This is a genomic window from Blastococcus sp. SYSU DS0973, from assembly GCF_054051055.1.
This window is the reverse complement of record NZ_JBJHAN010000002.1, coordinates 528,463-546,748: the sequence shown is the minus strand read 5'-3', so window position 1 is coordinate 546,748 and position 18,286 is coordinate 528,463. Positions and strand designations below refer to the sequence as shown.

At 73.7% G+C, this 18,286-nt stretch carries 18 protein-coding genes; 6 read left to right on the top strand and 12 right to left on the bottom strand.

The annotated features are described in order from the left end of the window. Positions 1 to 22 precede the first annotated feature (22 nt). Positions 23 to 2,146 (bottom strand): MMPL family transporter, encoded by a 2,124-nt coding sequence (locus tag ACI791_RS06455; protein WP_456585283.1) that lies wholly within the window; start codon positions 2,144 to 2,146, stop codon positions 23 to 25. Between the two features lie 77 nt (positions 2,147 to 2,223). Between ACI791_RS06455 and ACI791_RS06450 the strand changes: the two genes are divergently transcribed. Further along, the gene (locus tag ACI791_RS06450; RefSeq protein WP_456585282.1) at positions 2,224 to 2,703 is read left to right on the top strand and encodes a MarR family winged helix-turn-helix transcriptional regulator; all 480 of its coding nucleotides are present in this window, start codon (positions 2,224 to 2,226) and stop codon (positions 2,701 to 2,703) included. 103 nt (positions 2,704 to 2,806) lie between these two features. Here the strand turns inward: ACI791_RS06450 and ACI791_RS06445 are convergent, their stop codons facing one another. Genes ACI791_RS06445 through ACI791_RS06435 form a run of 3 tightly spaced genes read right to left on the bottom strand, consistent with a single transcriptional unit; the run spans position 2,807 to position 4,934 of the window. After that, positions 2,807 to 3,139 carry a GroES family chaperonin gene (locus tag ACI791_RS06445; protein WP_347058918.1) on the bottom strand — a complete coding sequence of 111 codons (333 nt, stop codon included), beginning with the start codon at positions 3,137 to 3,139 and terminating at the stop codon, positions 2,807 to 2,809. Positions 3,140 to 3,165: 26 nt separating this feature from the next. Continuing rightward, the gene (locus tag ACI791_RS06440; RefSeq protein WP_456585281.1) at positions 3,166 to 3,513 is read right to left on the bottom strand and encodes a metallopeptidase family protein; all 348 of its coding nucleotides are present in this window, start codon (positions 3,511 to 3,513) and stop codon (positions 3,166 to 3,168) included. Further along, positions 3,510 to 4,934 (bottom strand): GuaB1 family IMP dehydrogenase-related protein, encoded by a 1,425-nt coding sequence (locus ACI791_RS06435; protein ID WP_456585280.1) that lies wholly within the window; start codon positions 4,932 to 4,934, stop codon positions 3,510 to 3,512. Before ACI791_RS06435 ends, ACI791_RS06440 begins: the two co-directional genes overlap by 4 nt. A 249-nt stretch (positions 4,935 to 5,183) precedes the next feature. Here ACI791_RS06435 and serS point away from each other — a divergent pair, with 249 nt between their 5' ends. From serS to ACI791_RS06420, 3 genes are read left to right on the top strand one after another with little or no spacing between them, the layout of a single operon-like run. Beyond that, entirely contained in the window at positions 5,184 to 6,485 is a 1,302-nt protein-coding gene (gene serS, locus ACI791_RS06430) for a serine--tRNA ligase (RefSeq protein WP_456585279.1), read from the top strand. A gap of 2 nt (positions 6,486 to 6,487) precedes the next feature. After that, positions 6,488 to 7,396, top strand: a complete 909-nt coding sequence (locus ACI791_RS06425; protein ID WP_456585278.1) for an HAD family hydrolase — start codon at positions 6,488 to 6,490, stop codon at positions 7,394 to 7,396. Continuing rightward, positions 7,389 to 8,192: an HAD family hydrolase gene (locus ACI791_RS06420; RefSeq protein WP_456585277.1), complete on the top strand. Its 804-nt coding sequence runs from the start codon at positions 7,389 to 7,391 to the stop codon at positions 8,190 to 8,192. Before ACI791_RS06425 ends, ACI791_RS06420 begins: the two co-directional genes overlap by 8 nt. Positions 8,193 to 8,253: 61 nt before the next feature. Here ACI791_RS06420 and ACI791_RS06415 read toward each other — a convergent pair whose 3' ends face one another. After that, positions 8,254 to 8,814 carry a bacterial proteasome activator family protein gene (locus ACI791_RS06415; protein ID WP_456585276.1) on the bottom strand — a complete coding sequence of 187 codons (561 nt, stop codon included), beginning with the start codon at positions 8,812 to 8,814 and terminating at the stop codon, positions 8,254 to 8,256. Positions 8,815 to 8,911: 97 nt separating this feature from the next. Here ACI791_RS06415 and ACI791_RS06410 point away from each other — a divergent pair, with 97 nt between their 5' ends. After that, entirely contained in the window at positions 8,912 to 10,132 is a 1,221-nt protein-coding gene (locus ACI791_RS06410) for a cysteine desulfurase-like protein (protein WP_456585275.1), read from the top strand. 15 nt (positions 10,133 to 10,147) lie between these two features. Here ACI791_RS06410 and ACI791_RS06405 read toward each other — a convergent pair whose 3' ends face one another. From ACI791_RS06405 to folP, 4 genes are all read right to left on the bottom strand, one after another. After that, positions 10,148 to 11,140, bottom strand: a complete 993-nt coding sequence (locus ACI791_RS06405; protein WP_456585274.1) for an NAD(P)H-quinone oxidoreductase — start codon at positions 11,138 to 11,140, stop codon at positions 10,148 to 10,150. 115 nt (positions 11,141 to 11,255) lie between these two features. Further along, positions 11,256 to 12,854: a 4-coumarate--CoA ligase family protein gene (locus ACI791_RS06400; RefSeq protein ID WP_456585273.1), complete on the bottom strand. Its 1,599-nt coding sequence runs from the start codon at positions 12,852 to 12,854 to the stop codon at positions 11,256 to 11,258. A gap of 88 nt (positions 12,855 to 12,942) precedes the next feature. Beyond that, positions 12,943 to 13,368, bottom strand: a complete 426-nt coding sequence (locus tag ACI791_RS06395) for a PaaI family thioesterase (protein WP_456585272.1) — start codon at positions 13,366 to 13,368, stop codon at positions 12,943 to 12,945. Positions 13,369 to 13,528: 160 nt separating this feature from the next. Next, on the bottom strand, positions 13,529 to 14,389 hold the full coding sequence (gene folP / locus ACI791_RS06390) for a dihydropteroate synthase (protein ID WP_456585271.1): 861 nt from the start codon (positions 14,387 to 14,389) through the stop codon (positions 13,529 to 13,531). A gap of 28 nt (positions 14,390 to 14,417) precedes the next feature. On the opposite strand from folP, the gene ACI791_RS06385 reads away from it, so the two are divergent. After that, positions 14,418 to 14,921: a MaoC family dehydratase gene (locus tag ACI791_RS06385; protein WP_456585270.1), complete on the top strand. Its 504-nt coding sequence runs from the start codon at positions 14,418 to 14,420 to the stop codon at positions 14,919 to 14,921. A gap of 92 nt (positions 14,922 to 15,013) precedes the next feature. Here ACI791_RS06385 and ACI791_RS06380 read toward each other — a convergent pair whose 3' ends face one another. The 3 genes from ACI791_RS06380 to ACI791_RS06370 all read right to left on the bottom strand — a co-directional run bounded on the left by ACI791_RS06380 (position 15,014) and on the right by ACI791_RS06370 (position 18,128). Next, positions 15,014 to 16,270 carry a serine hydrolase domain-containing protein gene (locus ACI791_RS06380; protein WP_456585269.1) on the bottom strand — a complete coding sequence of 419 codons (1,257 nt, stop codon included), beginning with the start codon at positions 16,268 to 16,270 and terminating at the stop codon, positions 15,014 to 15,016. A 126-nt stretch (positions 16,271 to 16,396) separates the two neighbouring features. Further along, entirely contained in the window at positions 16,397 to 16,741 is a 345-nt protein-coding gene (locus ACI791_RS06375; RefSeq protein ID WP_456585268.1) for an HU family DNA-binding protein, read from the bottom strand. A gap of 286 nt (positions 16,742 to 17,027) precedes the next feature. Further along, complete coding sequence (locus ACI791_RS06370; protein WP_456585267.1) at positions 17,028 to 18,128, bottom strand: EAL domain-containing protein; 1,101 nt, start codon at positions 18,126 to 18,128, stop codon at positions 17,028 to 17,030. Positions 18,129 to 18,286 lie beyond the last annotated feature (158 nt).

Here is an 18,286-nt window from a genome sequence, read left to right as displayed (position 1 = left end):
CATTCCGCCGCTCCCCGGCCGGTCAGACGCGCTCCCGCTCCTCCGCCGGAGCCCTCGGCCCCTTCGCCAGCGTGCTGGGCCACCACACCTTGTCGCCGATGAGGTGGACGGCGGCCGGCACGAGCAGGGTCCGGACGACGAAGGTGTCGAGCAGGACGCCGAAGCCGACCAGGAACCCGAGCTGGACGAGGATCACCAGCGGCAGCACGGTCAGCGCGCCGAACGTGGCCGCCAGCACCAGCCCGGCGCTGGTGATCACGCCGCCGGTCACCGCCAGCGACCGGAGCACGCCCTTCCTGGCCCCGTGCCGGATGGACTCCTCCCGGGCCCGGGTCATCAGGAAGATGTTGTAGTCGATCCCCAGGGCCACCAGGAACACGAACCCGATGAGCAGCACCTGCGGGTCGCTGCCCGGGAACTGGAACAGGTGGTCGAACACCAGCGCGCTGACGCCGACGGTCGCCGCCGTGCTCAGCGCGACGGTGAGGACGAGCAGCAGGGGGGCCAGGGTCGCGCGGAGCAGCAGGGCCAGCACGACCGTGATCACCAGCAGCACCAGCGGCACGACCACCGCCAGGTCGCGGGCGGCGGTCTCCTGGGTGTCCAGGTCGCTCGCGCTCGATCCGCCGACGAGGGCGTCGCGATCGACGTCGCTCACCGCCGTCCGCAGGGCCTGGACGGTGTCCTGGGCGGCCTCGCTGTCGGGAGCGTCGGCGAGCGTGGCGTCGATCCGGACCAGTCCGTCCGCCACGAGCGGCTCGGCGCTCCCGGCTCCGGGTGGGCCGGACCGCTCGCCGGTGAAAGGGGCGACCTCGGCGACGCCGCCCACCCCGGACGCGGCGTCGGCGACGTCCTGCCAGCCGTCGACGGGGGTGATGATCACCGCGGGGCTCGACGCGCCGGCCTCGTAGTGGCGGGCGAGCACCTCCTGGCCCTCCCCGGACTCCGAACCGCCGCGCACCGCCTCGGAGAGCGGGATCCCGTCCGCGTCGAAGGCGGGGACGAGCAGCGCGAGGACGACCAGCGCGCCGGCGCTGCCGAGCAGGTAGCGGCCGGGACGGCGGCCGACCGAGGTCGACACCCGCTCCCAGCCCCGCCCGGAGGCGTGCTCCTCGCCGCACTTCGGGCGGAACGGCCAGAAGGCCGCGCGGCCGAACAGCACGAGCACCGCGGGCAGGAAGGTGAGCGCGGCCAGCATGGCGAAGGCGATGCAGACCGCGGAGATCGGGCCGAGCCCGCGGTTGGAGCCGAGGTCGGAGAAGAGCAGGCAGAGGGCGCCGAGGATCACCGTGCCGCCCGAGGCCAGGATCGGCTCCCACGACTGCCGGAGCGCGACCCGCATCGCGGCGTACCCCGACTCCTCGCGGCGCAGTTCCTCGCGGTAGCGGGCGACCAGCAGCAGGCCGTAGTCGGTGGCCGCGCCGACGACGAGGATCGAGGCGATGCCCTGGCTCTGGCCGTTCACCGCGATCCAGCCCTGCCTGGCCAGGAAGTAGGCCACCGCGAGCGAGACGACCAGCGCCAGACCGGCGGTGCCGATCACCAGCAGCGGCAGCAGCGGGCTGCGGTAGACGACCAGCAGGATCAGCAGGACGACGCCGAACGCCGCGATCAGCAGCAGCCCGTCGATGCCGGAGAAGCCCTCGGCGAAGTCGGAGAAGATGGCGCCGGGGCCGGTGACGTAGGCCGTGGTGCCGTCGACGGCGGGCAGGTCGCGCAGCTCGCCGATGACCTCGCCGAGGGTGTCGCCCAAGTCCGGGTCGAACGGCAGGACCGCCTGCACCGCCTCACCGTCCTCGGATGGGATCGCCGGTGACGGCTCACCCGCGAGCGCGCCGGCGTCCTCGGCGATCACGACCGCCTCGTCCACGCGCTCCTGGGCCTCGGCCAGCGCGGCGGGGGCGAGCGCGCCGTCCTCGCCCTCCCAGAGCAGGACCACCGGCAGCGTCCGCTCGGTGCGGAACCGCTGCTGGAGCTCGGTGACCCGGGTCGACTCGGCGCTGTCGGGCAGGAAGGCGGCGGAGTCGTTCTCCGAGACCTCGCCCAGCTTGCCGCTGAACGATCCCAGCGGGCCGGCGACGGCCAGCCAGGCCACGGCGATCAGCGCCGGGATGAGCCAGCGGAGAATGTGGGTACGGCGAGGCACGATGCCCTTCGAAGGTCGAAAGTCTCGATCATCGAGAGATTAGGTCGGGATCCGGCCGAGCGCGAACGGAGGCACCGGTGCCCGAGGAGGACGTGCGCGCGCGGCAGGAGCTGGCGCTGCTCCTTCGCCGGCTGACCGTCGAACTGGATGCAGTCGGCCAGCGGTTCGCCGAGCGGTACGGGCTCAACCGCACCGACGTGCGGGCGCTGGTCGCGATCATGGACGCCGCCCGCCGCGGCGAGGAGCTCACCGCCGGCCGGCTGGGCGAGGCGGTGGAGCTGCGCTCGGCCTCGGTGACGGCACTGGTGGACCGGCTGGAGAAGGTCGGCCACCTGCGCCGGACCCGGGACGCCGAGGACCGCCGTCGGGTCGTGCTGCAGATGTCGGACACCGCGATGGCGGCCGGCGCCGAGCACTTCGGCGGGCTCGCCCGCGACCTCGCCGCCGCGATGGAGGGCTACACGCCCGAGGAGCTCGCCGTCGTCCGCCGGTTCCTGGTGGAGATGACCGACGTCGTCGTCGAGCACGCCCGCACGCCGGAGCCGCCGGAGTCCTGATCCTGGGCGAACCACCCTTCGTGCACGAACGGTGGTCTCACGGCGGGCGGGACGACCGTATGTGCACGAACGGCGCGAGGACGAGCTCCCCGACGAGCGGTCGTCAGAGGTAGAGGCCGGTCGATTCCTCGATGCGCTCGGCGGCGACGGCGTGCACGTCGCGCTCGCGCAGGATGATCAGGTCCTCGCCGTGCACCTCGACCTCGTGCTGGTCCTCGGGGGAGAAGAGCACCTGGTCGCCGACCTTCACCTGGCGCACGGACGGCCCGACGCCCTTCGCCTCGCCCCACACCAGCCGCTTGGCCACCTGGGCGGTGGCCGGGATGAGGATGCCGCCGCTGGAGCGACGGTCACCGTCCTCCGTGCGCCGTGCCACGAGGATCCGGTCGTGCAGCATCTTGATCGGCAGCTTGCCGTGGGCGGAGTTCTCGGGCACGTCGTCACACGCTACCGCTCCGCCGTTCAGCCCCAGCCGAGCTCGTGCAGGCGGTCCTCCTCGATGCCGAAGTGGTGCGCGATCTCGTGCACGACGGTGACCGTGACCTCCTCGACCACGTCGTCCTCGGTCTCGCAGATGTCGCAGATCGCCTCGCGGTAGATCATGATCCGGTCGGGCAGCGAGCCGCCGTAGTCCCAACCGCGCTCGGTCAGCGCGTAGCCCTCGTAGAGCCCCAGCAGCTCGGGCTCCTCGGGGTTCCGGTCCTCGACCAGGACGACGACGTTGTCCAGCAGGGCCATCAGCTCGGCCGGCACCTCGTCGAGGGCGTCGGCGACCAGCTCCTCGAAGACCGGGACGGGGAGCGGCTTCACCAGTTGGTCGGCAGCGGCCGGCCCTCGTCGTAGCCGGCCGGGCTCTGCACCCCCAGGACGGCGCGCTCGTGCAGCTCGTCGACGGTGCGCGCGCCCGCGTAGGTGCACGAGGACCGCACGCCGGCCACGATCTGGTCGATCAGGTCCTCGACCCCGGGACGCTGCGGGTCGAGGTACATCCGCGACGAGGAGATGCCCTCCTCGAACAGGCCGGCCCGCGCCCGCTCGAAGCCCGACTGGGTCGCCGTCCGCGCCTTGACCGCGCGCGCCGACGCCATGCCGAAGGACTCCTTGTAGAGCCGGCCGCCGTCCTCGTGGACGTCGCCGGCGCTCTCGAAGGTGCCGGCGAACCAGGAGCCGACCATCACGTTGGCCGCCCCGGCGGCCAGTGCCAGGGCGATGTCGCGGGGGTGCCGGACGCCGCCGTCGGCCCAGACGTGCTTGCCCAGCGAGCGCGCCTCGGCGGCGCACTCCTCGACGGCGGAGAACTGCGGCCGGCCGACGCCGGTCATCATCCGCGTGGTGCACATGGCGCCGGGCCCGACACCGACCTTGACGACGTCGGCGCCGGCCTGGATCAGGTCGCGGGTGCCCTGGGCGGTCACCACGTTGCCGGCGACGACCGGGGCCGAGCCGGCGACCGAGCGCACCGCGCGCAGCGCCTCGATCGCCTTCTCCTGGTGCCCGTGCGCCGTGTCGACCACGAGCACGTCCACTCCCGCAGCCAGCAGGGCGCCGGCCTTGCCGGCGACGTCGCCGTTGATCCCGACCGCGGCGGAGGTGAGGAGGTGGCCCTCGCCGTTCACGGCCGGGGTGTACAGCGACGAGCGCAGCGCGCCCTTGCGGGTGATGACGCCGACCAGCCGGTCGCCGTCGGTCACCGGAGCGGCGCTGACGCGCTCACCGGAGAGCACGTCGAAGATCTTGGTGAGGTCGGTGCCGGCCGGGATGGCGAGCGGCTCGCGGGTCATCACCTCGGAGAGCTGGGTGAACCGGTCGACGCCCTGGCACTGGCCGTCGGTGACGACGCCGACGGGCGAGCCGCCCTCGACCACGACGACGATGCCGTGCGCGCGCTTGGTGAGCAGCGACAGCGCCTCGCCCACCGTGGAGGTGGGGGACAGGGTGATCGGCGTGTCGTAGACCGGATGCCGGGTCTTGGTCCACGAGACGACCTCGGCGACGACGTCGACGGGGATGTCCTGCGGCAGCACGGCGAGCCCGCCTCGCCGCGCGACCGTCTCGGCCATGCGCCGCCCCGAGATCGCGGTCATGTTGGCGACGACGATCGGGATCGTGGTGCCGACCCGGTCCGGGGTGGTCAGGTCGACCTCGAGCCGCGACCCGACCGTCGAGTGCGCCGGCACCATGAAGACGTCGGAGTAGGTCAGGTCGTGCGAGGGCCGCTGCAGGAAGCGCATGGCGGCCATTGTCCCCGATCGGCCGGGCGGGCCAGAGGTGTCCTGCGCACAGTCGGTCTCTGCTTCCGGTGGGAAGCAGAGACCGACTGTGCCGGGGAGGACGTCGGGACGGGACGGCAGCACCCGGGGGACGGTCCGGACCGGCCGATCCCCGGTCCCCCGCATCGATCGGACCCGGAGTGGACGCCGGCTCCTGCGACGCCCGGCGCACACCGCGGACCCCGTCGATGCGGCACCTACGATCAGGTCGTGATCGACCTCCGGCTCGTGCGCGAGAACCCCGACCTCGTCCGTGCCAGCCAGCGCTCCCGGGGGGCCGACGAGTCCCTCGTCGACGCGCTCCTCGCCGCCGACGTGGCCCGGCGGGAGGCGGTCAAGCGGGGCGACGACCTGCGCGCCGAGCAGAAGAGCGCCTCGCAGGCGGTGAAGAAGGCCTCCCCGGAGGAGCGGCCCGCCGTCCTGGCGCGGGCCAAGGCGCTCGCGGCCGAGGTGAAGGAGGCGGAGGAGGCGCAGCGCGCCGCCGACGCCGCGCTCCGCGACGTGCACGTCCGGATCCCCAACGTGGTGGCCGGCGAGGTGCCGCCGGGCGGTGAGGACGACGCGGTCACCCTCCGCACGGTCGGCGAGGTGCCCTCCTACGACTTCGAGGTGCGCGACCACATCGAGATCGGCGAGGAGCTCGGCGCCATCGACATGGAGCGCGGGGCGAAGGTCTCCGGCTCCCGGTTCTACTTCCTCACCGGCCCCGGCGCGCTGCTGGAGTTCGCGCTCGCGCAGCTGGCCATCTCCCGCGCGGTCGCCGCCGGGTTCACCCCGGTCATCGCCCCGGCGCTTGTCAAGCCCAGCGCCATGGAGGGCACCGGCTTCCTCGGCGAGCACGACGAGGAGGTGTACCGGATCGAGCGCGACGACCTGTACCTCGTCGGCACCTCCGAGGTCGCGCTGGCCGGGATGCACCAGAACGAGGTGCTCGACCTGTCGCATGGTCCGAGGCGCTACGCCGGCTGGTCGTCCTGCTTCCGCCGCGAGGCCGGCTCCTACGGCAAGGACACCCGCGGCATCATCCGGGTGCACTGGTTCGACAAGGTCGAGATGTTCAGCTTCGCCCGGCCCGAGGACACCGCCGCCGAGCACCTGCGGCTGCTGGCCTGGGAGGAGGAGTTCCTCCAGGCGCTGGAGCTGCCCTACCGCGTCGTCGACATCGCCGCCGGCGACCTGGGCACCAGCGCCACCCGCAAGTACGACATCGAGGCGTGGTTCCCGACGCAGGGCACCTACCGGGAGCTGACCAGCACCTCGGACTGCACGACGTTCCAGGCCCGCCGGCTCAACATCCGGTACCGCGACGACGACGGGAGGACGCAGACGGCCGCCACGCTCAACGGCACGCTCTGCGCCATCGCCCGCACCATCGCGTGCCTGCTGGAGGTGCACCAGCGCGCCGACGGCTCGGTGCACGTCCCCGTCGCGCTGCGCCCGTGGCTCGGCGGCGTCGAGGCGCTGACACCGGACATGACCCTGGCGGCGCCGACCCCGCCGCCCATCGCATGAGCATGAGCGCACGCCCGCCGAAGGCGCTGCAGGCCTACGGCGTGCTGCCCGGCGCCGACCAGGTCGTCGAGCTGGGCGATCTGGGCTCGTGGCGGCCCAAGCTCGTGGCGACCGACCTCGACGGCACGCTGCTCGACGCCGCAGGCGAGGTGAGCCCGCGGACCCGCGCGGCACTGGCGGCCTGCTGGGACGCCGGCATCCCGGTGGTCGGCGTGACCGGCCGCGGCCCGCGGCTGCTGGACAGCGTCCGGGCCGCCCTCGACGGCCGCGGTGTCGCCGTCCTCGCGCAGGGCGGGTTCGTCGTCGACCTGGAGCGGGACGAGGTCCTGCGCACCGTCGCCCTGCCCCGGGCGCAGGCCATGGCCGTGATCGGGCGGATCGAGTCGGTGACCGGCGACCTGGTGATCGCGGTGGAGGACGCCGCCCAGCAGGGCGAGGCGCGTGGCGCGCTGCGGGTGCAGCACGGCTTCGACTGGCCCTACCCGGAGGACGCGCAGCTGCTGGACAAGGACGAGGTGCTGCCGCCGGAGGCCGTGCTGAAGGTCTTCCTGCGCTCGCCCGCCCTCGGCCAGGACGAGCTGCTCGCCCGTGCCCGGTCGGTCGTCGACCCGGCTGCTGCCGAGCTCACCCACGCCGGTCTCGGCTTCATCGAGGTCCTGCCGCCCGGCATCACGAAGGCCACCGGCCTGGCGATCGCGCTGGAGCGTCACGGGGTCGACTTCGGCGACGTCCTCGTCTTCGGCGACATGCCCAACGACCTCCCGATGCTGACCGCCGTCGCCGAGGCCGGTGGCCGGGCGGTCGCGGTCGCCAACGCCCACCCCGCGGTGCGCGCCGTCGCCGCCCACCTGACCAGCGGCCACCGCGCCGACGGGGTCGCCCGCTACCTGGAAGAGGTCCTCGGTGTCTGACTGGCGCCCCCGCCTGATCGCCAGCGACATGGACGGCACGCTGCTGCGCCGGGACGAGTCGGTGAGCGCGGCCACCGTCGCGGAGCTGGAGCGCTGGCGCGCCGACGGCGTGCCGCTGGTGCTCGCCACCGGCCGCCCCCCGCGCTGGATGCACGGCATCCGCGAGGTGCTCCGGTACGGCACCGCCGTCTGCTGCAACGGCGCGGTGCTGCTCGACCTCGAACCCATGGAGATCGTCGACGAGGCGCCGCTGGAGCCCGACGCCCTGCGGGCGATCACCGCGGAGCTGCGCGCCCGCCGGCCGAGCATCTGGTTCGCCGTCGAGTACGGGTGGGAGTTCCGCCACGAGCCGGTCTACCGCCCGCGCTGGGACGTCGACGCCCCCGGCGTGGCCGCCGCGACGCTGGACGAGATGACCGTCGCCCCCGTGGCCAAGCTGCTGGCCCGGCACGAGTCGATGACCCGCGACGCCTTCGTGCAGCTGGTGGACGAGGTCGTGGGGGACCGCGCCACGGTCACCAGCTCCTCGACCGACGCGCTGGCCGAGATCTCCGCACCGGGCGTCACCAAGGCCACCGGGCTGGCGAAGGTCGCCGCCCGGCACGGTGTGGGCCCCGAGGACGTGGTCGTGTTCGGCGACATGCCCAACGACATCGCCGCGTTCGAGTGGGTGCGTGACGGCGGCGGCCGCGCCGTCGCCATGGCCCACGCGCACCCCGATCTGCTCGCCGTCGCCACCGACGTCACCGGCGGCAACGACGACGACGGGGTCGCCGCCTTCCTCACCTCCCTGTAGCACTCGGCGGCGCCCCGCGACCAGACCGGCGGTCACCCGGCCGGGCGACCGCCGTCCCGTGTCAGAGGTACTGGCCGCCCCCGGGCCGGAAGTCACCCTGGTGGCCGGGTGCGTGGCCGCCGGGGAGTGCCTTGCGGCGCATCTCCTCCAGCTGGGCGCGGGCGGCCATCTGCTGGGCGAACAGCGCCGTCTGGATGCCGTGGAAGACGCCCTCGAGCCAGCCGACCAGCTGCGCCTGCGCGATCCGCAGCTCGGCGTCCGACGGTGTCTCGCCCTCGCTGAAGGGCAACGTGATGCGGGCCAGCTCCTCGCGCAGCTCGGGGGCGAGGCCCTGCTCGAGCTCCCGGATCGAGGAGGCGTGGATGTCGCGCAGCCGGTTGCGGCTGGCGTCGTCCAGGGGAGCGGCCCGGACCTCCTCGAGGAGCTGCTTGATCATCGTGCCGATCCGCATGACCTTCGCGGGCTGCTCCACGAGCTCGCCGACGTTCATGCCGCCGTCGCCGTCGCCGTCGCCGTCGTCGTCGGCCCCCTTGGGCATCGGGACGGTACCGACCGGACGCCCGTCGGGACCCACCACGACCACCTGCTGGGGACGCTCGCTGCCGTTCTCCGGTGCCGTCATGCCCTCCATCCTGCCCCCCGCCGGGGACAGCGGGTCGCAGGGGCGTGGCACCGGCACGCCCGGAGGCGGGGCCGGGCGGGCCACTAGGGTGCGGCGCATGGCTACGGGGGAGGGCCGGCTGGACGTCGCGCGGGTGCGCGGCCTCTTCCCGGCGCTCTCCGACGGGTACGTGCACGCCGACGGGCCGGCCGGGTCGCTGGTGCCCGAGAACGTCGCCCACGCGGTCGGCTCGGTGATGCGCATGCCGGTGGCCGACCGGGGCGGGGTGTTCCCCGCATCGGGCCGGGCGGAGGCGCTGGTCGCCGGAGCCCGTGCGGCCGTCGCCGACCTCGTGGGCGGCCGGGCCGGCGGTGTCCTGCTCGGGCCCAGCACGACCACGCTGACCTACGGGATGGCCCGCGCGCTGGCCCGCACCTGGCGCCCCGGCGACGAGATCGTGCTCAGCCGGCTGGACCACGACGCGAACATCCGACCGTGGGTGCAGCTGGCCGCCACGGCCGGCGTGCAGGTGCGCTGGGCGGAGGTGGACATCGAGACCGGTGACCTGCCGGCGTGGCAGTATGCCGCGCTGCTGAACCGCCGGACCCGGCTGGTGGCCGTGACCGCCGCGAGCAACGCACTGGGCACGCGGCCCGATGTCGCCGACATCGCCGCCCAGGCGCACGCGGTCGGTGCGCTGGTCTACGTCGACGCCGTCCACGCCGCCCCGCACGTCTTCCTCGACAAGGCCTCGCTGGGGGCGGACTTCCTGGCCGTCTCGGCCTACAAGTGGTGCGGGCCGCACGTCGCCGCCGTGGTGGCCGACCCCGACCTGCTGGAGCACCTCCGGCCGGACAAGCTGCTGCCCTCGTCGGACCGGGTGCCCGACCGGTTCGAGACCGGCGCGCCCCCCTACGAGCTCTACGCGGGGGTGAGCGCCGCCGTCGACCACCTGGCGGGGCTCTGCGCGGCCGGGGGCACGCGGCGTGACCGGCTGCGCGCCTCGATGGCCGCCGTGGCCCGGCACGAGGGCGACCTGTTCGACTGGCTGGACCAGGCGCTGCGTGCGATGCGGCACGTGCAGGTGCTCGGTGAGCCCGAGCGGTGCACCCCGACCCTGTCGTTCACGGTCGCGCACATGCGCCCGCGCCAGGTCGCCGCGGAGCTGGCCCGGGCGGGCATCTGCGCGTGGGACGGCGACTTCTACGCCCGCGAGCTCTTCGACGCCCTGGGCGTGAACGAGACCGGGGGAGCGGTGCGCCTGGGCCTCATGCACTACAACACCGCCGACGAGGTCGGCCGGATCGTCGACGCCGTCGCCGGGCTGCGCCCCCGGTAGCCGCGGGGTCCTCCGTCAGCGATCGGCGAGCAGCAGGACCTTGCCGACGTGCTCGCTGGCCTCGACGACCCGGTGGGCCTCGGCGGCCCGGGACATGGGCAGCCGCCGGTCGACGATCGGCCGCACGACTCCGCGCTCGACGTCGGGCCACACGCCGTGCCGCACGGCGGCGACGATGTCGGCCTTGCCGCCGGGGCCGGTCGCCGGCCGGGAGCGCAGCGCGGTGGCGTGCACCGAGCCGCGCTTGCGCAGCAGCGCGTTGATGTCGAGCTCGGCCCTGGCGCCCCCCTGCATCCCGATGATCACCAGCCGGCCGCCGTCGGCCAGGACGTCGACGTTGCGGACCAGGTACTTCGCGCCCATGTTGTCGAGGACGACGTCGACGCCCCGGCCGTCGGTCGCCTCCCGCACCCGCTCGACGAAGTCCTCGTCGCGGTAGTTGACGGCCACCTCGGCGCCCAGCTCGCGGCAGACGTCGAGCTTCGCGGCGGTGCCCGCGGTGGTGAACACCCGGGCGCCGGCGCGGGCGGCCAGCTGGATCGCCATGGTGCCGATGCCGCTGGAGCCGCCGTGCACCAGGAAGGAGTCGCCGCGCTGGAGACCGGCGAGCATGAAGACGTTCGACCAGACCGTGCAGGCCACCTCGGGCAGGGCGGCCGCGGTGGCCAGCTCCACGCCCGACGGCTTCGGCAGCACCTGGACGGCGGGAACGGCCACCCGCTCGGCGTAGCCGCCGCCGGCCAGCAGGGCGCACACCTCGTCGCCGACCGACCAGCTCGTGACGCCCTCGCCGACCTCGCTGACGACGCCGCTGCACTCCAGGCCCAGGACGGCGCTGGCGCCCTTCGGCGGCGGGTAGAAGCCCTGCCGCTGCAGCAGGTCGGCGCGGTTCACCGCCGTGGCGACGACGTCGATGACCACCTCGCCGGGGCCGCAGACCGGATCGGGCACCTCGCCCCAGCCGAGCGCCTCGGGGCCACCGGGTTCGCTGATCGTCACCGCACGCATGCCCCGACCTTAGGCGCCCCGACGAATCGCGAAGCGATTCGTCGGGGCGGGCCGGAGGCCGGCTCCGGAGCAGCCCAGCGAGCCCAGCCGCTCCGGTTCCTCACCGGAGGTGCGTTCAGGCGCGGGCCTTGAGGTCCTTGCGCAGGATCTTGCCGGCCGCGGACTTCGGCACCGTCTCGATGAACTCGACGAACCGGATCTTCTTGTGCGGGGCCACCTTCTCGGACATGTAGGCCATGACGGCGTCCTCGGTCAGCTCCGAGCCGGGGGCGCGGACGACGAAGGCCTTGGGCAGCTCCTCGCCGCTCTCCTTGTCCGGCACGCCGATGACCGCGGCGTCGGCGATCTCCGGGTGGTTGATCAGCACGGCCTCGAGCTCGGCCGGGGCCACCTGGTAGCCCTTGTACTTGATCAGCTCCTTGACCCGGTCGACGACGGTGTAGCAGCCGTTCTCGTCGACGACCGCGACGTCGCCGGTGTGCAGCCAGCCGTCGGCGTCGAGGGTGCCGGCGGTGGCTTCGGGGTTGTTGAGGTAGCCCTTCATGACCTGGGGGCCGCGGACCCACAGCTCACCGCGCTCCCCCGGGGCGGCGTCCTCCCCGGTGCCCGGGTCGACCAGCCGGCACTCGGTGTTGGGGATGGCGAAGCCGACCGAGCCCTTGGGCACCTCGATGGAGACGCCCGGCGGCTGCGCGTCGACGTCGGGGGTGGTGTGCGAGACCGGCGACAGCTCGGTCATGCCGTAACCCTGGGCCACGCTGACGCCGGTGTCGGCGCCCTTGCGCAGCCGTTCCTGGGCGGCCAGCGCCAGCTGCTCGTCCAGCGGGGCGGCGCCCGACAGGACCGAGGTCAGCGACGAGAGGTCGTACTGGTCGACCATCGGGTGCTTGGCCAGCGCCAGGACGATGGGCGGCGCGACGAACGCGCGGGTGATCTTGTGGTCCTGGATGGTGCGGAGGAAGTCCTCGAGGTCGAACCGGGGGAGGGTCACCACGGCGCCGCCCAGCGCCAGGCCCTGGTTCATCAGCACGGTCAGGCCGTAGATGTGGAAGAACGGCAGGACGGCGATGATCCGCTCGTCCGCACCCGTCCGGAGCAGCGGCAGGCACTGGGCCACGTTGGCCACCAGGTTGCGGTGGGTGAGCATGACGCCCTTGGGCAGCCCCGTGGTCCCGCTGGAGTAGGGCAGCGTGACCAGGTCGTTGGCCGGGTCGATGTCCACCTGGACCGACGGCGCGTCGGCGCCGAGCAGGTCGAACAGGTTGGCGTGGCCCTCGGCGCCGTCGAGCACGATGATCTCGTCCACCGGCGACTTCTCGGCCGCGGCGGTGGCGCGGTCCAGGAACAGCGAGATCGTGATGAGGATCTTGGCGCCGGAGTCCTTCAGCTGGAAGGCGATCTCGTCGGGCGTGTAGAGCGAGTTGATCGGGCTCATGACGCAGCCGGCGGCGGCGATGCCGTGGAACACCACAGGGAACCAGGGGGTGTTCGGGCAGAAGACGGCGACGACGTCGCCCTTGCGCAGGCCGCGGGCGTGCAGGTTGGCGGCCACCCGGTCGACGTAGGCGGCCAGCTGGCCGTGGGTGATGACGTCGCCCTTGAGGCCGTCGATCAGCGCCGGCGCATCGGGCTTCTCCCGGCCGGCCGCCAGGACGAACTCGGGGACGGAGACGTTCGGGATCTCGACGTCGGGATACGGGCTGGACAGCGCCACGGGTCGTTCCTCCTCGCAGGGTGTGTGGCGCCAGTCTCACACCCGCCGGGTCCCCGCTCACAAGGGGGTTACCGGCGGGTTCGCCCGATCAGCGGGGCCAGAGCACCGACTGCGTGCAGCGGAACAGCGCGATGGTCCTCCCGGTCGCGGCGTTGCTGACGACGGCGTCCCAGACCTGCGTCGTCCGCCCCGCGTGCACGTTTGTGGCCGTGCAGGCGATCCGGCCCTCGCGGGCGGTGCCGAGGTGGTTGCTCTTCAGTTCGATGGTGGTGAAGCCGGTCGACCCCTCGGGGAGCAGCGCGCGGGTGGGCAGGCCGCAGCTGGTGTCGGCCAGCGTGACGACCGTGCCGGCGTGCAGGTAGCCGTTCGGCGCGAGCAGCTCGGTGCGGATGTCCAGGTGCGAGGTCAGCGTCCCGGGCTCGTGGCTGTCGACGACGATCCCCAGCAGTCCCGGAAAGGTGCCCGGCAGCAGGGCGTTGAGCTCGTCGGCGGTCAGGAACCCGGTGGCGGACATGGTTGGGAACCTAGCGAGGCGCCCAGGAGCTCTCGCTGCGACCCCGCGGTGCGGCCGGTGAGGACGTGGTCGGGCGCCGCCTGGCCTCCTGGCTCACCGCCCGGGTCCCGCTCACCGTCGACCCCGAGCCAGGAGCCAGAGCGATCAGGGCACCTGACCATCAGGCGAGGCCGCGGACGGTGCGCACCGGCGGCCGGGTGCCCTGGATGGAGGCGACCATGTCCAGCGTCTGCCGGGTGGCTGCGACGTCGTGCGCGCGGAACACGCGGGCGCCCAGCCAGGCGCTCACCGCGGTGGCCGCCAGGGTGCCGGTGAGCCGCTGCTCGAGCGGCACGTCGAGGGTCTCGCCGACGAAGTCCTTGTTCGACAGCGCGACCAGGACCGGCCATCCCGTGCCGACCAGCTCGCCCAGCCGCCGGGTCGCCTCCAGCGAGTGCCGGGTGTTCTTCCCGAAGTCGTGGCCCGGGTCGATCATCACCCGCTCGCGGTGCACCCCCGCGGTGACGGCGGCCTCGGCCAGCGCCGTCGTCCGCGTGACGATGTCGGCGACGACGTCGGGGTAGGTCACCCGGTGCGGCCGGGTGCGCGGCGGCAGCCCGCCGGCGTGCGTGCAGACGAGCCCGGCCCCCGCCTCGGCGGCCACCGCGGCCAGCTCCGGGTCCACCCCGCCCCAGGCGTCGTTCACGATGTCCGCGCCGGCGGCCAGCGCCTCCCGCGCCACCTCCGCCCGCCAGGTGTCGATGGAGATCGGCAGCGCCGGGTGCGCCGCCCGGATCGCGGCCACCAGGTCCACGGTCCGGCGCACCTCCTCGGCGGGGGAGACCTCCTCGCCGGGCGCGGCCTTGACCCCGCCGACGTCCACCATGTCGGCGCCCTCGGCGACGACCCGGTCCACCCGCTCGACGGCGGCGGCCAGCTCGAAGGTGGCGCCGCGGTCGTAGAAGGAGTCCGGGGTGCGGTTGACGATCGCCATGACCACGAACCGTCCGTCGGGCACGTCGAGGACCCCCAGTCGCAGCAACCCGCTCTCCGTCCCATCGTGGTGTGTGGTGGAGTTCGCCAACGTAGTCGTGCACGAGGAGGCAGAGCAGATGGCGCAGACGACGGCCGAGGGCGTCGAGGGGGTCCAGGGCCTGGTGGGTCAGCACCTGGGCTACAGCGACTGGGTGACGATCACACAGGAGCAGGTGAACCAGTTCGCCGAGGCGACCGGTGACCACCAGTGGATCCACGTGGACCCGGAGCGGGCGAAGAAGGAGAGCCCGTTCGGCGGGCCGATCGCGCACGGCTACCTGACGCTGTCGCTGCTGCCCTCCCTGATGCCGCAGATCGTGGAGATCACCGGCTTCCGGATGGGGGTCAACTACGGCACCGAGAAGGTGCGCTTCCCCTCGCCGGTGCCGGTGGGTGCCAAGGTGCGGGCGGGAGCGACGCTCGAGGCGGCGACCCCCTTCGAGGGCGGCGTGCAGATGAACCTCGCCGTCACCGTCGAGATCGAAGGCGGGTCCAAGCCCGCGATGGTCGCGACCGTCGTCTACCGCCGCTACCTGTAGCCCCGGCACTCCCCGGCGAGATCGGCGATCTCGCCCTCATCACGGTGCTGATGGGGGTGAGATCGCCGATCTCGGCCGAGGAGGCGCGGCCCTCAGACGACGATGGCCTGGTTGACCAGGGAGCGCAGGTAGTTGCGGATCGGCAGCGTGCTCGAGGGCAGCAGCTGCGTGTAGAAGCTGACGGTGACGTCCTCCACCGGGTCCACGTAGAACGCCGTCGAGGCCGCCCCGCCCCAGCTGTAGTCGCCCACGCTGGAGACGACGCCGTAGCGCGCCGGGTCGATCACCATCGAGAACCCGAGGCCGAAGCCCACCCCGCGCAGCGGCGTCTCGGCGAACAGCGGCCGGCCGAAGGTCTCCAAATCCTGCCCGCCGGGGATGTGGTTGCGGATCATGTGCGCCAGCGTGCGGGGCCCGAGCATCCGGCCGCCGTCGTAGGACCCGCCCCGGCGGAGCATCTCGAGGAACCGCAGGTAGTCGCCGGCGGTGGAGACCAGCCCGCCGCCGCCGGAGAGGAACGCCGGCTTGCTCAGCGCCGCCTGCCCCATGGTGTCGAGGGGGGCGAACCCCGTGGCGGCGCCCCCGGGCTGCCCCGGGGTGGCGGCGTAGAGCCGGGCCAGGGAGTCGGGGTCGTCACCCTCGCGGAGGCCGAAGGAGGTGTTCCGCATGCCGAGCGGGGCGAAGATGCGCTGCTCGAAGAACTCGTCCAGGGACAGCCCGGACACGACCTCCACCAGCCGGCCGAGCACGTCGGTGGAGACGCCGTAGTTCCACTCGCTGCCCGGCTGGAAGACCAGCGGCACCGACGCCCACTGCCGGCACGCCTCGGCCAGGTCCGTACCCGGGGGCGTGCCCCACTCGTGGCCCATCGCGCGGTACATGGCGTCGACCGGGTGCGCGTGGTGGAAGCCGTAGGTGAGCCCCGACATGTGCGTCAGCAGGTGCCAGATCCTGATCGGCTCGACCTGGGGGCTGGTCACCGGCTTCATCGCCGACCCGGCCACGTACACGCGGGTCTCGGCGAACTCCGGCAGCCACCGCGCGATCGGGTCGGCGAGCTGGAAGGCGCCTTCCTCGTAGAGCATCATCGCCGCCACCGAGGTGACCGGTTTCGTCATCGAGAAGATGCGCCACCGGGTGTCCACCTCGACGGGGCGGCCGTTCTCCACGTCGCGGGAGCCGTAGCGCCCGACGTGCACCAGCTTGCCGTGGCGGGCGACCGTCACCAGGAAGCCGGGTAGCTGGCCGTCGTCGACGTAGCGGGCGAGCCGGTCGTCGATGCGTCCCAGGCGAGCGGGGTCCATGCCCACCTCGGCCGGGTCGGTGCCCACCTGCAGTTCCTCGCTCACGCACACCTCCGGGTCCCGGACGTCGTCCGCCGCCGGCGACGCCTCGACCGGCATCCTGACTCACGTCGCTGTGAGCCCGGGCACACGGGGTCGGGGCGCCCGCCCGGCGGCGGACACGGCGCGCGATCAGACCGGGACGGAGCTGGCGGCCTTCTTGAGGTTCGAGCCGGCGGTCACCTTGACGGCGTTGGCGGCGGGGATGTCGATCGACTCGCCGGTCTGCGGGTTGCGGCCGGTACGAGCGGACCGCTGGGTCCGCTCGACGGTGATCAGGCCCGAGACGGCGACCTTCTCCCCGCGGGTGATGGCGTCGACGAGCTCGTCCTGCAGGCCGGCGAGGACCGCGTCCACGGTCGAGGCCGGGACGTCGGCGCGCTTGGCGATGGCGGAGACCAGTTCGGCCTTGTTCATGTGTTTCCTTCCGTAGGCGGTGGCGCGTGCCGTGATCTCGGCACGCAGCCGGCTCCACACCCCTGACGCGCGGAGCGCGGGCGGGGTTCCCCGATGTCCGCACGGGTGGTGCGGTGCACCGGCCGCCCGGTCTCGCGGGAGGCCGAGCCGGAGGGCACGGTGCCATGCTGCCCGCAGGTCCCGCCAGCGGGGGGCCTTCCGGAGGGCCGCAGCAGACCCGCCGGTCACGGGCGTCACGCCTGCCCGCAGGCCGCCGGGCCCCTGCGGCCGACGCAGGACCTGGCGCTCGCCGACGACGAGCGGCAGCGCCCCACCGGTGTCCGTCCGAACGGCCGGGAGGCCGGGGTCAGCGGGCGGCGCGGCCGGCCGTCGCGAGGTCCTCGATTCGCAGCAGCCCGAGCACCTGGCCGGCCGGATCGGTGCAGATCACGGGGTCGAAGCGCCGGGCGGGGGGTCGGGTGAGGGCCCGGGAGAGGGCGTCGCCGACGTCGGTGGAAGGGGTGACCCTCAGCGACACCGGTGCGGTGTGGACCTCACCGGTGCGGGCGTCCGCCAGCAGCAGCGACACCGGCTCCCCGTGCGGGCCGACCAGCACGGCCGGGGGGACGCCGGGCAGCTCCTCGCCCAGCGCGCACTGCCGGACGGGGCGCATGAGGCCGGCCACGCTGTCGGTCGGCCGCGCGCGGGTCACCTGGGTGCGCACCAGCCGGGCGACGTCGGGGTCGAGCGGGCGGAACTCGGGCGCCGGGCGGCCGAGCAGCCAGCCCTGGGCCAGCGGTGCGCCGAGCCGCGCGACGGCGGCCAGCTCGGCGGCGGTCTCGACCCCCTCGGCCAGCAGCCAGGCGTCCAGCCGGCCGGCGAACTCGCCGCTCACCTCGGCCAGCGCCATGCGCACGGGATCACCGTCGACGTCGGCGACCAGCGCACGGTCGAGCTTGACCAGCTGCGGCCGGACGGCGGCCAGCTGCAAGAGGCCGGAGCAGCCGCTGCCGGCGTCGTCGAGGGCGATCAGCGCGCCGCGCTCGCGCAGCGCGTCGGTCTCCCGGCGCAGCCACTCCAGGTCGGCCGCCGGCGTGTGCCCGGTGAGCTCGACGACCACCCGGTGCAGGTCGTCGCCCCGGCAGGCGAGGGCCTCCCGGACGACGGCGGACCCGAGCAGGCGCGGGCTGACGTTGACGGTCAGGAACGTGTCGGGCGGCAACGCGTCGACGGCGGCGAGCGCCTTGTGGACGGCCAGCGCCTCGAGCTCGGCGGCGATGCCGGCCTCGGCGGCGGCGGCGAACCAGACGTCGGGTCCGGCGGTACCGGGGAAGCGGGCCAGCGCCTCGTAGCCGACCACGGTGGCGGCGGCGAGGTCGACGATCGGCTGGAAGACCAGGGTGAGGTCGTCGGCGTCGGCGAGCAGCGGCCGGCAATCCGGGAGACGGGCCGTGCGCGTGCCGAGCATGGTGGGGGCATCGGCCCGACGGCCGCGCAGCTTGACCGCGGTTCCGGCGTGTCACCCCTCGGGATGACAGGGGGCAGAGAAGTCACCTGGATGCCCGTCTCGATCCGTCGGACCGGCCGTGCCAGCATGTGCTCTGGTGCGCGCTCGACCGGGCGCGG